Annotated in this window: 10 protein-coding genes; 4 read left to right on the forward strand and 6 right to left on the reverse strand. The window is 38.1% G+C overall.

From position 1 onward, the window contains the following. Positions 1–5: 5 nt before the first annotated feature. From AC27I2_RS11055 to pyrC, 3 genes are all read right to left on the reverse strand, one after another. Positions 6–776, reverse strand: coding sequence for a DUF3450 domain-containing protein (locus tag AC27I2_RS11055; protein ID WP_487204344.1), 771 nt, complete (start codon positions 774–776; stop codon positions 6–8). 1,020 nt (positions 777–1,796) lie between these two features. Next, complete coding sequence (locus AC27I2_RS11060) at positions 1,797–2,000, reverse strand: cold-shock protein (protein WP_006792379.1); 204 nt, start codon at positions 1,998–2,000, stop codon at positions 1,797–1,799. A 498-nt stretch (positions 2,001–2,498) separates the two neighbouring features. Then, a complete protein-coding gene (gene pyrC / locus AC27I2_RS11065) occupies positions 2,499–3,554 on the reverse strand; it encodes a dihydroorotase (protein ID WP_487204331.1) in 1,056 nt (351 codons plus the stop codon). A 198-nt stretch (positions 3,555–3,752) separates the two neighbouring features. Between pyrC and AC27I2_RS11070 the strand changes: the two genes are divergently transcribed. From AC27I2_RS11070 to AC27I2_RS11080, 3 genes are all read left to right on the forward strand, one after another. Next, complete coding sequence (locus AC27I2_RS11070) at positions 3,753–6,122, forward strand: bifunctional diguanylate cyclase/phosphodiesterase (RefSeq protein WP_058551712.1); 2,370 nt, start codon at positions 3,753–3,755, stop codon at positions 6,120–6,122. Positions 6,123–6,752: 630 nt separating this feature from the next. Then, positions 6,753–7,640 carry a LysR substrate-binding domain-containing protein gene (locus tag AC27I2_RS11075; protein WP_058404289.1) on the forward strand — a complete coding sequence of 296 codons (888 nt, stop codon included), beginning with the start codon at positions 6,753–6,755 and terminating at the stop codon, positions 7,638–7,640. Positions 7,641–7,681: 41 nt separating this feature from the next. Further along, entirely contained in the window at positions 7,682–8,458 is a 777-nt protein-coding gene (locus AC27I2_RS11080) for a YdcF family protein (RefSeq protein WP_219421911.1), read from the forward strand. Positions 8,459–8,601: 143 nt separating this feature from the next. Here the strand turns inward: AC27I2_RS11080 and AC27I2_RS11085 are convergent, their stop codons facing one another. Next, the gene (locus AC27I2_RS11085) at positions 8,602–9,180 is read right to left on the reverse strand and encodes a DedA family protein (RefSeq protein ID WP_219421890.1); all 579 of its coding nucleotides are present in this window, start codon (positions 9,178–9,180) and stop codon (positions 8,602–8,604) included. Positions 9,181–9,423: 243 nt separating this feature from the next. Next, entirely contained in the window at positions 9,424–10,176 is a 753-nt protein-coding gene (locus AC27I2_RS11090; protein ID WP_138530866.1) for a Nif3-like dinuclear metal center hexameric protein, read from the reverse strand. A gap of 150 nt (positions 10,177–10,326) precedes the next feature. Here AC27I2_RS11090 and AC27I2_RS11095 point away from each other — a divergent pair, with 150 nt between their 5' ends. Beyond that, positions 10,327–10,695 carry a hypothetical protein gene (locus AC27I2_RS11095; protein WP_487204332.1) on the forward strand — a complete coding sequence of 123 codons (369 nt, stop codon included), beginning with the start codon at positions 10,327–10,329 and terminating at the stop codon, positions 10,693–10,695. A gap of 279 nt (positions 10,696–10,974) precedes the next feature. Here AC27I2_RS11095 and AC27I2_RS11100 read toward each other — a convergent pair whose 3' ends face one another. After that, a complete protein-coding gene (locus tag AC27I2_RS11100) occupies positions 10,975–14,160 on the reverse strand; it encodes an amidohydrolase family protein (protein ID WP_487204333.1) in 3,186 nt (1,061 codons plus the stop codon). Between the last annotated feature and the right edge of the window lie 85 nt (positions 14,161–14,245).

A 14,245-nucleotide genomic window follows, 5' to 3' on the forward strand; every position in this document is an offset into this window, starting at 1 on the left:
ATTGATTACTCCGCGCCAAAGATTGGTAGTTTAACAAGTTCTAGTGTCGCTTGCTTACGTGCCATGCGGATCACTTCTTTAACAGGTTTTAGGTATTCTTCACCTAATTTTTTCCACTGTTTAGTGTTGTTATCCCATACCCAAGCATGTTTCAAGTCAAAAGACTGAGCAACATAAGTAATACGACCTAAACGACCGATATCTACGTTGATGTTTTTGCCATCAATTTCCAGCGTACCTTGAGAAGCAGTTACTGCAGAGCTGTATGCTGTTTCAACTGTGTAAGCTTCAAGAACCTGACGGAATTTTTCAGACGTAGTAACAGAAGCTGATGCCATAATGTCACGAAGTCTTTCAACGCGGCCTAGGCGCGTTTCAAGATTGAATGGAACGTCCGCTTTGATGAATTGCTCAAGCGTATCGATCATGCGATACATCAAAGGCACAACGTTTTGTTTAGTGTTATCGATAGTCGCGATTTGACGATCGAACGATTCAATCGATGCATTTTGGTCAGCGACCAAACGTGCTACGTGATCGTTGTACACTTTCATAAGTTCAGTCTCATCAACGATGCTACGGTACTCAGCGATTAGCTCTTGAGTTTGACCGTATACATTGTCAATTTTAGTTTGAGACTTAACAGCAGCCTTTTGAATTGTTTGACCTGCTTTTTGCACGTCATTCAAAGGATCTGCAATCACATTGCTGCTTGCAAATGCAAAAGCGCCAACCAACGCAGTTGCTACAAGACTCTTTCTGATTTTAACAGACATAGTTCCCAACCAATTAAGTAATGTTACTTTTATAATTTAATTATCCTCCGAAGAGAACAACCCTGATATCTTTTAATAGATATCAACCTTTCAATAATGCTAAATGCAATAAGCGCTGTCAACTTGATGTTGGAGGTAATTAGCAAATAAATCACCTACCGATGGACTACATTAAAGTAGCACCAATAAAATGTTAACATTATTGCAACCAACTGTATTATCAACACTCCTAGCAAACCCCAATAAGGTTGATGTTTGACTGGATAGACCTCTAAACAAACAACATAAATGCAACATTTAGTTCAAACTAGATATATGTAAAAAAAAAATAAAAACATTTAATAAAAAACTCTTTTAGAGGCTCTATCTGACGTTTTTTTATCATTTTTTAGCACTTTAACTCAGAAAAAGAACGGTTTAACGCACAAAAATCAAACGTTACACATATTGAAAGTTGTAAAGCTAATAGAGGGAATTCAATATCGAATTTGTGAAGGTTTTCTCGCACTCAAAAACTATAAGCAGCGCTCTAAACTGATGGACGAAATAAAATCTCATTAATGGCTTCGGCTAAATCAAAATTAAAACAGACTTACTTTAGTTAATTATTTTCATGAAGCTTAAACCGAGTCTTTATCTATGTTGACTGTATATTACTTATTAGCTCACTATCCAAACTCAAGGTTTTGACGATTAACCATATAATCTAGTTTGAAGCTGAGTTTTGTAAATATTAATACTTTAAAACTTACAAGTTAACCTAGAAGAGTTACGAAAATATTAGAACTTTATAGGAAGCACAAAATTAATAATGCATAAATACTGTTTAGCATATTTAAATTGAAATCAGGTTTCTAACAAAATTAAGACATATAATGGTCTTTTGGAGTTTAGATATAAGAAATGAGTGCTATTAATTATTGGAGGTATTGAGCTTTTTTAGTATGAGAGCGTTTTGAGGGATGATGGTGAAACAGAGACCTGCTTCACCAAGATGAACATGAGTTCACATAATTAAAATTATGCTGCTTCAACGTTCTCAGCTTCAGGGCCTTTTTGACCTTGTTTGATGCTGAATGTCACTGCTTGACCTTCGCTAAGAGTGCGAAAACCAGAACCAGAGATTGCGCTGAAGTGTACAAACACGTCAGGACCGTTTTCTTGTTCAATGAAACCAAAGCCTTTAGCTTCGTTGAAAAACTTTACTTTACCAGAAACCGACATACTAAATTTTCCTGTAAGTCAATAATTAAAAATTCTGCCACGTTATTGTGGCAATAGCCTCCTTGAGTCAATGCTCATAAAATAGAGGTATAGTACAGGAACAAGTAATAACCTAACTGGTAACCTTAAACGCAGCACAATATCCGTAAATTCAATTCATAAAAACTCAAAGCAAAGTAAGATTAACACATTCTATTTTTTTTCGCTCTATTAATTGAAAATAATTTCTAAAAAAACTTACTCCGTGAGTGAAAACAGATAAGACATTGATTAAAATAAATAAAAATAAAATATTATTGTAATATTTATTATAAAATCCTAATAAAAATACAGCAATTGTTAACCCTTCACAGGCTAATTTCTATTCATACTAAAACAAACAAGAAATAATTATTAAGTAACAAGCCAATTTACAGCTTTTTATACAAGCCTTGAGCCTAAATATTTACATACAAAAAAGCCGCTGTAGAAAGCGGCTCTTATTTCAAGTGCTTAATTTTACTTTAAAACAGCCCAATCAATTACAGATTCAGCTTTTATCGGTACTACTTCAGAATCACCAAGCGTATAACTAGCAGGTACAGTCCAAGGCGACTTTTGCAATGTAATTGTATCGTTATTGCGCGCTAAACCATAAAAGTCTGGGCCAAAGTGGCTTGCAAAACCCTCAAGCTTATCTAAAGCACCCGCTTCTTCAAAAGCTTCTGCGTAAAGCTCAATAGCAGCATGAGCAGTGTAAGCTCCCGCACAACCGCACGCGGCTTCTTTCTTATCTTTATAATGAGGCGCTGAGTCAGTACCTAAAAAGAACTTTTTACTGCCACTAATAGCTGCAGCCATAAGTGCCTGTTGGTGAATGTTACGTTTTAATATTGGCAAACAGTAATAATGAGGACGGATTCCCCCTGCTAACATGTGATTACGGTTGTACAATAAATGGTGTGCAGTAATCGTTGCCGCTACATTACTCGGCGCATTATTCACAAAATCAACCGCATCTTTCGTTGTTATGTGCTCCAGTACAATTTTAAGCTCTGGAAAGTCGTTAACTACATCCCCTAAAATGGTTTCTAAAAATACTTTCTCTCTGTCAAAAATATCAATAGATGAATCAGTTACTTCACCGTGAACAAGTAAGAGCATACCTACATCTTGCATAGCACTAAGCACTGAATATATATTTTTGACAGAAGTTACGCCTGAATCAGAATTGGTTGTCGCGCCAGCAGGATAAAGTTTAGCAGCAAAGACTTTGCCTGATGCCTTAGCTTTAATTATTTCTTCAGGTGTTGTTTTATCTGTAAGGTATAAAACCATTAATGGTTCGAAGTTCCCTTGTGGCTTAGCTGCCATTATACGATCTCTGTACGCTAAGGCAGTGTCAGTACAGGTTGCTGGAGGAACCAGATTTGGCATTATGATAGCACGCCCCATATAGCGGCTAATATCTCGCACCGTATCTTTAAGCTGATCACCATCGCGTAAATGCACATGCCAATCGTCAGGTCGGGTAATTGTTAACGTTGTTACAGGGGTTGTATTATTACTGGTCATTACTTCATTCCACAGCTGAATTTATGTGATCATAGGCATATGATCTTTTCGAGTAAAGATTTTATTAAAAATAATCAATGACTGATTTGCCCTATATTATTTAAAGCTTTGTTAAAACGTTTATCGTTTTATTTTGTAGTAGCGTTAATATTAGGTTAACGTAGTTATGTGTGTGTAAAAAGAATAAATAATTTGCCTATGTCGAACGATATCGATACCTCTAAAGCGCTTGAATTAAAAACAGATCAACTCAGTATCATAAATCAGTTTTCATCAAGCCTATTACAACTCGACACATTAGATGAGCTATTTGAATATGTAACGACTCAAGTTGTGAATCGTCTTGGATTTGTTGACTGTGTTATTTACCTCGCTGATGACTCTGCGTCTAAGCTAAGCCTTGTTGCGTCTATGGGAGTCGATCGCCAAAGATACAAATACAAAGCCCAACGTAAAGTAATCAATTTTAATGAAGGTATATCAGGGTTTGTAGCAACCACAAAAAAGGCAATAATTTTGGGCGATGTCACAAAAGATAGCCGCTATATTGCAGACGAACGCCCTGCTCAATCAGAGCTTTGCGTGCCTTTAGTATATAAAGACCGTATTCTAGGTGTTATTGATTGTGAACACCCGGCTATGAACTATTTTACTAATGCGCACCTCGAAATATTAACAACAGTGGCACATCTTTTAAGCGCTAAAATAAACCAAGTTAACATGGTCAATAGCCTTCAATCGACTGTAGAACAATTGAACGATGCACAAAAGCTTGAAAACAGTCTTCTTCAAATAGCTAACTTAACCTATAAAGCCAGTGACTTAGATACATTTTTTGAATCTTTACACACTATTATTAATAGCTTATTACGAGCCGATAACTTTTTTATTGGGCTATACGATAAGCAAATCGACATTCTCGATATTGTTTACATTGTTGAAGCCGGAATACAAACAAACACACATCAAAAAATCTCCAAAGAGCAGCTTAAAGACACCGCGTCTTACTTTCTATTGCAAACAGATCAAGCCATGTTGTTAACAAAACAAGACTACATTGATCATATCGAGCAAGGTAATTTCAAATTAATTGGTCGCCAGGCTGAATCCTGGTTAGGCGTACCATTTAAAGCCAATGAACGTATGAGTGGGGTAATTGTTGTGCAAAGTTACCATGAAGCACATCATTATAATGAACACGATAGTTCACTGCTTACCTACGTGAGTAGGCAAATAAGCATGGCAATTGATAGACAGTTGGCTAGGCAGGAGCTTGAACACAAAGCTTTACATGATGGATTAACAGGGCTTGCTAATCGCTCTTTACTGATAGAAAGAATTAAGCATGCAATTTTACGCTTAACGCGTGTAAAAAAAGGCACTGTTCATGCCCTACTTTATTTAGACTTTGATCGATTTAAAAGCATTAATGACGCGCTCGGCCACGAAGTTGGCGACCATTTTTTAATTAAAATTTGTGAATTGATAAAAGGCACCGTTCGCAACACTGATACTTTCTCACGTTTGGGTGGCGACGAGTTTGCTATTTTAATGGAAAACATAACTCATCGTAATCAAGTCAAAGAAGCGCTCAACCGTATACAAGAAGCGCTCTCTCAACCAATAAATGTTGATGGCCATTTATTGCAAGCCTCAACCAGTATAGGGATTGCCTATACCGATAACGTTGACGATAAAGCCTACCTCTTATTGCAACAAGCAGATGCTGCTATGTACGAGGCTAAATCAACAGGGCGTGGGCAAGTTAAATTTTTCAACAATACAATGAGAAAAAAACTCAAAACCCACGCCGACATCGAAAATGATTTACAACTTGGTATTGAACAAAATGAATTTGAGCTCTATTTTCAGCCCATTTTTACTATTTTAGAAAGCCACGTTATTGGCTTTGAGGCACTTGTTCGTTGGCACCATCCTAAAAAAGGATTTGTTTCTCCCAATGACTTTATTCCTATCGCAGAAAAAACAGGCCAAATAATTAACCTCGATTTACATCTACTCGATTTAGCCGCACAGCATATTTCAAAATGGCATCAACAAGGACACCGTTTTTTAAAAGTCACTGTGAATGTATCATCGCGTCATTTTGCAAGCCTAGATTTTGTAGCTCAAATCCATGCTATTTATAACAAATACCAGTTGCCATTAGGGTCTTTGTGCTTAGAAATAACAGAGTCTGGATTAATAGAAAACTTAGAGCTTGCCACACAAATCATTGAAGGGCTCTCGCCGCTTAAAGTAAAACTGTGTCTTGATGATTTTGGAACAGGTTACTCTGCACTAGGCTACTTACATCAGCTGCCAATTCATATTCTGAAGATAGATAAAAGCTTTATTGACCACGTACAAGATTCAACAAACCCTCTGGTTGAGGCTATTTTGTCACTCGCTAAGTCGTTAAAACTTGAAGTTGTTGCTGAAGGCATTGAGACTATTGGACAGTTAGAAACTTTACAAGCTACGCACTGTGAATACGGACAAGGTTACTTAAAATCAAAGCCAGTTACCGCACATGAAGCTATATTACTAATTAATAAACCACTTTAGCCTCAATACATAATATCACCGATAGATATTAAGCCTAGCAGCTAGGTGATGTAGGTCTTTATGTATTAAAGCTTGTTCAAGCTAGAGGACCTTTGGGGTTTGAAACCTAGCGGGCTCGATAACTTGCCCCTGCGTTATTTTATTGGCTTACATTTATTTAAGGATAAGTAAAAGCTAAGCAAAGCTTTCGCGTCCTGTTCACGCCCCCTTTCCTTCAGCCATCTAAGCAAAAAAGCGTAAATAAACTTTAGGCAGAGCGCTTTAGGCTGAACCTGTTTGGCATTAATACTACGTTAACGCTAATTTATGGAAAACAACCACACTACATAGGCTCTGCCTTGCCAAGTACCATACAGGCTGCTGCAAATTCAACCTTGAAAGATTAACAGACCTAAAGCAGCTAAAAATTTTTTAAAACAGACACATTAACTTTTCATCATGAAGTAAATTAATACAAACAATAAAAAACCAGCTTTAATCTAGCAGTTTACGCTAAAAGTAAAATTTTTAATTAAAGAAAGTATAATTATTAGCAGATTTTGGACGTCTAGACGTTGAAACGTTTTTTATATAGGCGTAGTATTAAATAACAATAAGTACCGCTCAATTTTTTCATGAGAATTTTTAAAGATGATTGGCATAAAACATTTAAAAACTATTGCAACTCTCAAAGAAACAGGGTCTTTAGTTAATACCGCGAGAGAATTATTTTTAACTCAGTCTGCGCTGTCGCATCAAATTAAAGATTTGGAAAACAAGCTAGACTGTCAACTGTTCGAACGTAAAACACAACCTGTTCGGTTTACGCCACAAGGAATGTTATTGCTTGAATTAGCCCATGAGATATTACCTAAAATTGAAGCCACAAAGTGCCGTTTAAAAGAAAGTTTAAATCAGCCAATTTCACAATTACGACTAAGCGTTGAATGCCATGCGTGTTTTCACTGGCTACTTCCAACAATCAAAGATTTTAATAACTTTTGGCCAGATATAAAAATTGATTATGAACGTGGTTTTAGTTACGACGCTATTCCAGATTTACTGAACGATGAATTAGACTTAGTGCTAACATCAGACATCCGTGAACCCGATAAGCTAGAGTATGCTCATTTATTCGACTTTAAGTTAAAGTTAATTGTTGCACCTGATCACGATTTAGCTAAAAAAGCGTATGTAACCGCACTTGATTTAAAAAGCGAAACCATTATTTCATACCCTATTCCGCGTGAGCGCCAAGATATATTTAAGCACTTTATTCAAAACGCCCGCTTTGACGGCACACTTAAAAATGTTGATCAAGGCTTATTAATTTTTCAGCTAGTGAGCGCTGGAATGGGAGTAGCAGCATTACCTGATTGGTTGGTTACACCATACGAAAGCCAAGGACTGATAAAATCGATTCCACTGGGTGCACTTGGTTTAACTCGCCCAATGTACTTAGCAATGAAAAAAGACATGAAAGACAACCCCGTATATCGTCACTTTTTAAATACATGCAAACTAAATAACGGTCGATAAATCATTCATTAATGAGTAACATTACTTTAATTATTGCTTTTATGTTGCTCATTATGTTCGCTTTAAAAAAGTTAGTTGGTAGCTTGCTTATGCCACTCCCTTTGCTTGGTCTTTTTACACTTCTCGCTTTGTTTTCAGCATTCAAAGGCCGCAAATTTTCTCTAGTAATTGCATGTTTAGGTCTTTCAACATTGTTGGCAATAAGTACACCGTTTGTTGCTAACCTGATTTTAAAAAACAACGAGCCAGCAACTCTTTCTTTTCACCCATCAAAACATCCAGAATTAGACAAGATTGTTGTGCTGGGCTGCGATATAAATCCCAATCCTGCATTAAGTGCCAATAATCAATTAGGTAATTGCGCACTTACCCGTCTGGTTGAAGGGGTCAAATTGGCCAAACACTACCCAAAATCGCAGCTTATTGTTTCTGGCGGCGGTTATGAGAATATTACTAACAGCAGTTTAATGTATCAAACTGCCATTGACTTAGGCATCGATAAAAATAGGCTTATACAAAATCCATATGCCATGGACACAGCACAAGAAGCTGCGCTGCTTGCGCCAAAATTAGTTGATTTTAAAGTAGCGTTAGTAACTTCGGTATTGCATATGCCCAGAGCCCAAAACTTGTTTTCAGTACAAGGTGTAACAAGCATTCCTGCAGCAACTGACTTTCACAATTTTGCCGCGTTTCCTCTTCATAAACAGTTTGTTCCAAATGCTCAAGCATTACTAGCTGTAACGCAATACTGCCATGAAATGATAGGAACTGCGTGGATAGCAGTACGTCGATGGTTAGACCCTGAAGCACTTTAAATACCGTGCTATCGGGCAGCTTTTAACGCGAAAGTTTGACTGGCTTGCGCTTAATGTTTGCCGTTTGAGAGAAGCAAACTCAAATGTCAATACAGTAATTATGTGAGTAACGTCTTAGCTAGATTTATTTTCAAACACTAACGTTATTTCACTTTTGCAGTGCTTACTAATGAGTGTTTAGTCCAAAGCCGATAAAATACGACTAAAAACACGCCTAGCAGTAATATACTCAGCGCAGTTAAGTTCTCTACACCTAAAGACTCAAAAGCTGCTCCAAAAGTATACCCTCCACCGACTAAAATAGTGACCCATAAAAAAGCTGAACAGGCATTTAAGGTGCTAAATAGGCGCCAAGATATGTTGGTTAACCCTATCGGGAGTGCCCCTATTGTGCGCAAACCTTTGGGGTATCGGTATAAAAATATGTAAGCCAGGCCATAACGATTTGCGAGCGCGCTTGCTGTTTTAAATAGCTGACCTATTTTGTTTGGTTTTTCTAGCCATGAAGTACCGTAGGCTCTTGCTAGGGCAAACCGTATTTCATCACCCACGTAGCCGCCCATAAAAGTAGCTACAATAACTAAATTAATATCAAGCGCACCTGTGTGAGCAGCGTAGCCTGCAAATAAAGGCAGCCAGCCACTTTTCAATGCACAATAGCCAAAGAGTAACAGATAAACAAATAAGCCGTACTGCTCGAGTAGAGCCAAAACCCCTTCCATTATTATCCTTATAAAGTCATTTTTTATAAAACCAGTGATATATAACGAATTGGGTAATTTAAAAGATCGTTATTAGGAGTAAAACAGCTTAACTTATAACAGAGCCATTTAATTGGCCGATGTTCAAATAACGTATGTGTAAAGCCGAAACAGCGTCGAGGCTCTACTCACACCAGTTTTAAAAAAATAGATAGAGTTTGCTAGAACAGCACTAGCAAACTATTGAACCATTCTTGTTTTAGTTTACACAGGGTTATCAATATCAATAAAACTCACTTCAAAACCGTACTCCTTGGCAAGCAGCTCACCCAGTGCTTTGATACCGTAGCGCTCAGTTGCATGATGCCCTGCTGCAAAAAAATCAATATTTTGTTCTCGTGAACTATGAATAGTTTGCTCTGACGCTTCACCTGTTAAATATGCATCAATACCTTGCTCAGCAGCTAAATCAATATAACCTTGGCCACCACCAGTACACAGCGCAATGGTGTGTATTTTACTTGTGCGAACTAAGCTAGTCAGTGGTGCTCGGTTAAGCACCTTAGCTATTTTAGCTGCAAATTCATCTCCGTTGAGTGGTGTTTTAAGGTATCCTTTCATTGCAACACTGTTAGCCACAGGTTCAAGGCCTGTTTGTATTTCAATATCTAATAATTTTGCAAGTTGCGCGTTATTACCAATCTCTGGGTGAATATCTAAAGGAAGATGATACGCAAATAAATTAATGTCGTTAGCCAATAAAGCGCCTATTCTTCGCTTTTTCATTCCGGTAATAGGCTGAGACTCACCTTTCCAAAAATAACCATGATGAACCAAAACAGCGTCTGCTTGTTCATCAATTGCAGCGTCAATTAAAGCTTGGCTTGCTGTCACTCCGGTAACAATTTTTTTAATTTCATTTTTACCCTCGACTTGTAGCCCATTTGGGCAAAAATCTTTAATACTATGAGGCTTTAAAATATCATTTAATAACTGGTTAAATTCTTGACGTTGCATATGTGTAACCTTACTTTGCACTGAATTTTGTGCAAATTTTGGCGTTTATTGCTTAAAAATGGAAGGAAAATCGCAAAAAATTGAAAAACTGATTCAAAATAGGTATAAATACCTTCTCTTTATCTGTGTTCACAACGTATAGGGTCTCTGATGAGCAAACTAGACAAAACAGAAGTACTATCTGCCTTTGAAGCAGCGTATGAAGCTGCCAATGGTAAAAAACCTGAAATTACAACTAAACCAGGCTGGTACAGCATCGATGGCGGAAAAAACTTACGCCTAGCTGACGTAGCTGAGCTAACTAAAGAATTAAGCAGTGGTAAAGCCACACCGGCAGCTGCTGACAAAGCGCCCGCTAAAAAAACTAAAACCAAAAAAGCTGCGCCTGTTACTGCTCAGAAAAAAGCGCCGTTCACTGTTATTACACAAAGTGAAGAAGGTTACACCGCTGAAGAATTGTGGATTGTAATCCTAGCGCGTAAAGATCATGACTGTCGCCTACCGCGCGGTGTTGTTTAATCAACATTAATGATTTTAAAAGAAACCGCGTTAAGCGGTTTTTTTATGCCTGCTCTTTGCAATACCAATTTCGCTTAATTAAATGATCTATTTTGAGGCTGAAAAAACGTGTTAATAGCAACGAGAAATTTGCTATTCACTTGCTTTAAATGAGAATTTTCACGCAGGTAGCGACACGTTTAGCACCGCAAAATGATAAAATATTATTACAGATTGGTATAATACATAAAATAAAAAAGCGGCATTAAAGCCGCTTTTCAACAAAGTTAATTTGAGTTGTTACTTTTCAAAATAAAGCGGTTGGCGTGCTTTTTTACCGACTTCATTCATCGTTTCTGCATTAAATAAACGACCATTAATCATTGTATACTCGACTTTATCAGAGCTGCGAATATCAATTAACGGATCGCCATCAATTACCATTAAGTCAGCCAGTTTACCTACTTCAAGTGAACCAATGTCTTTATTCAGGCCTAAATATTTAGCTGGATCGAGTGTTGATGCGCGTATGGCCTCAAGAGGCGTCATACCGCCTTGGGCAAACATCCACATCTCCCAGTGTGCACCTAACCCTTCACGTTGGCCGTGAGCACCCAAGTTAACTAATACACCTAAGTCTTGTAGCTCAGCCGACACACGTGCGTTGTTAAAATGATTGTAGTGGTGATCGGGTGCTTTAACACGACGCATAGAACGCGGTAATAGCTGATTTTTAGGTACAAATTTACTTAAACGTGGATGGTTCCACACGTCAGTTTTATCATACCAATAGTTTTCACCCCATATGCCACCATAGGCAACAACAAGCGTTGGTGTATAGCCCACATCACTTTGCGACCATAGTTGTTTAATATCATCGTATATGTTTTCTACAGGAATTGAATGTTCAATACCTGTGTGTCCATCAACAACCATACTCAAATTGTGCTGTAATAACGAGCCGCCTTCTGGCACGACCATCATTTCAAGTTCACGGCCTGCTTCAACTACTTGTTGTCGCTGCTCACGACGGGGTTGATTGTATGATTTAACACTAAACGCACCTACTTTCTTTAAACGTTCTAAGTGAAATTTAGCATCTTCTAAAGAATCAATATGCGAGGTATAACCCGGCATATTCGCCCCATACAAAATAGTACCCGTAGAAAAAATACGCGGACCAACAATCATCCCTGCTTTTTGCATTTCACTGGCAGTAAATATTTCAGTGGTGTCGTTTGAAGGGTCGTGAATAGTGGTAACACCTAAGGCTAAACCTGCAAAGTTCTTCCAGTTTTGCTGAGGAATTATCTCACTGCTACCTTGAGAACCATGAGCATGGGCATCAACAATACCCGGCATAATAGTTTTGCCAGTAACATCAACTACTTCAGCATCTTTAGGTATGTTTATCTCAGAGGCTGAGCCTACGGCTTTTATATGCTTGCCATCAGTAATTATTACACCATTTTCAATGACTTTGTCACCATCCATAGTAATAATTTTACCGCCAGTTAAAGCGAACATGCCTTTTGGCTCATTCATTTTTTTACTAAAACCGATGTTTTCGCCACTTTTTACTTTAAAATCAGCCTCGCTTTTACTGTTAATCGCAAACACACCGTTTAAACTTGCATGATAAAGCTCAGGGCCTAATGACCAATAAAGTTTGCTGCTATCGGTACTCCAGCTAATACTTTCACCAGCACGGACAGATAACTGCTCTATCGGGAATTTACTGTCTTTAGGCCCAATATTTATAGCTTTTCCGCTTTCAACTAATGGGGTTACATACACTTTAAATCGCTCAGCAAAAGCGAGATATTGCCCATCTGGAGACACTCTAAATTCAGTGGCATGCTCAGATTCATAAAGTTTTGATACTTTTTTACTTTCTAATTCAACAACACTTAGCGAAGGTTTTGGCCATGGGCTCATTAAATAAACACGCTCGTTATTAGCTCCAAATTGTGGTTGGTATCCACTTTTTGAAATTAATTCACTTTTGCCGCCTTTTGCGCTAACACTGTAAACACCCGGGTTTAATGACCATTTGGGATTTAAAATACTGCCACCGCTGGCTTTGCGATAAACAACCGTTTTACCATTAGGGCTAAACGTTGGCTCTACATACTTGCCAGGCTCTTGTGTAATCGTGTCGCCTCGACCACTGCGAGAAGATACAACACGAACTTGGCCTTGCTTTTCATCGTTCCACGTGGTGTAAACTATTTTTTTACCATCGCGAGAATACTGCGGAAATAATTCGAAATGATCCGTTTGTTTTGTTAAGCGCTTAATTTTTCCAGATTCTAAATCGCGTTTGTATATATACCCAAGTGCTTCAAAAATAGCGGTGTCACCGTCTGGGCTTACTTGAACATTACGCAGCATTTTTACGTCAAATTCATCAGTGTCTAAATTTTGTGTAAAACGAAGCGCTGGTTGAATTTTTTTAGTGGTTTCTACTTTGAATGCAATTGGGCTGACTGATTTGTTTGTCACGTCAATGGATTGAATTTTACCGCCTGCCCAAAATACCAATTCTTTATTATCGGGTGTCCAGGCAATGGTTGGATAAACACCATGAATTGCCCATGTTTCTTGCATATCACGCTCGAGCTTATTGTAAAGCTGAGTGTGCTCACCTGTAGTTAAATCATAAAGATACAAACTAGTTTGAAAGTCGTCCCGCTTAATATAAGCAAGCGTTTTTCCGTCAGGTGACGGGGTTGGTCTAATTGCGCCGCCCATACCGTCAATAATTGTTTCTATTTCACCTGTTTCTCGGTCATAGCGTTTAATTTTATAAATACCCGCTACAGAATCTTTTGAATAGTGAAATGTTTTACCCGGTGTAGCATCATGAGAAAAATACACATAACGCCCATCAGGTGAAAACATTGGCTCACCTAAGTCTTTTTGATCGTTCTCGCGCTTAGTGAGTTGAATGCCTTTACCACCCGCTTTATGGTACAGCCATACTTCACCAGCACCGAGTGAACGACTTGCCGTAAAGTGTTTACGGGCAACTAAAAAATCACCATCGGGGCTCCATGCTGGGCTGTTTAATAGTCTAAACGTTTCGTTAGTTACTGCACTTTGGTTTTCACCGTTTAAATCCATAACCCAAATATTGTCGCCGCCACCTTGATCTGAAGTAAACGCAATGTGTTTACCGTCGGGACTAAAGCGAGGCTGCATTTGCCATGCTATATCTGAAGTTAATTGTTTAGCCCTACCGCCACTCATAGGCATTGTGTATATATCACCAAGTAAATCAAACACAATGGTTTTTCCATCTGGGCTAATATCAATATTCATCCATGTGCCTTGCTCTACGCTAATTTTAGCGTCAACAAATTGCCCTTTAGGAGAATCTACTTGCCATGTTTTTTCATCTTTTTTATCGGTCGATTCAGCATATGCTTGCCCAAGGGCTAATGACACTGACAAAGCCAACGCCGTATGCAGCAATTTCTTCATAACTTTCTCACTTATTATTGTTGCTGTCTGTTTTAACCGATTCCAACAAAAACAACCAAAAGTTACCAGCGTTATTTGATAAAGC

The sequence above is a fragment of the Pseudoalteromonas sp. NH0006-46 genome (assembly GCF_057547735.1).

What these genes read in the sequence shown, in the direction of transcription:
- AC27I2_RS11055 (WP_487204344.1), bottom strand. Translation starts at nt 776, where the DNA reads ATGTCTGTTAAAATCAGAAAGAGTCTTGTAGCAACTGCGTTGGTTGGC.
- AC27I2_RS11060 (WP_006792379.1), bottom strand. Translation starts at nt 2,000, where the DNA reads ATGTCGGTTTCTGGTAAAGTAAAGTTTTTCAACGAAGCTAAAGGCTTT.
- pyrC (WP_487204331.1), bottom strand. Translation starts at nt 3,554, where the DNA reads ATGACCAGTAATAATACAACCCCTGTAACAACGTTAACAATTACCCGA.
- AC27I2_RS11070 (WP_058551712.1), top strand. Translation starts at nt 3,753, where the DNA reads ATGTCGAACGATATCGATACCTCTAAAGCGCTTGAATTAAAAACAGAT.
- AC27I2_RS11075 (WP_058404289.1), top strand. Translation starts at nt 6,753, where the DNA reads ATGATTGGCATAAAACATTTAAAAACTATTGCAACTCTCAAAGAAACA.
- AC27I2_RS11080 (WP_219421911.1), top strand. Translation starts at nt 7,682, where the DNA reads ATGTTGCTCATTATGTTCGCTTTAAAAAAGTTAGTTGGTAGCTTGCTT.
- AC27I2_RS11085 (WP_219421890.1), bottom strand. Translation starts at nt 9,180, where the DNA reads ATGGAAGGGGTTTTGGCTCTACTCGAGCAGTACGGCTTATTTGTTTAT.
- AC27I2_RS11090 (WP_138530866.1), bottom strand. Translation starts at nt 10,176, where the DNA reads ATGCAACGTCAAGAATTTAACCAGTTATTAAATGATATTTTAAAGCCT.
- AC27I2_RS11095 (WP_487204332.1), top strand. Translation starts at nt 10,327, where the DNA reads ATGAGCAAACTAGACAAAACAGAAGTACTATCTGCCTTTGAAGCAGCG.
- AC27I2_RS11100 (WP_487204333.1), bottom strand. Translation starts at nt 14,160, where the DNA reads ATGAAGAAATTGCTGCATACGGCGTTGGCTTTGTCAGTGTCATTAGCC.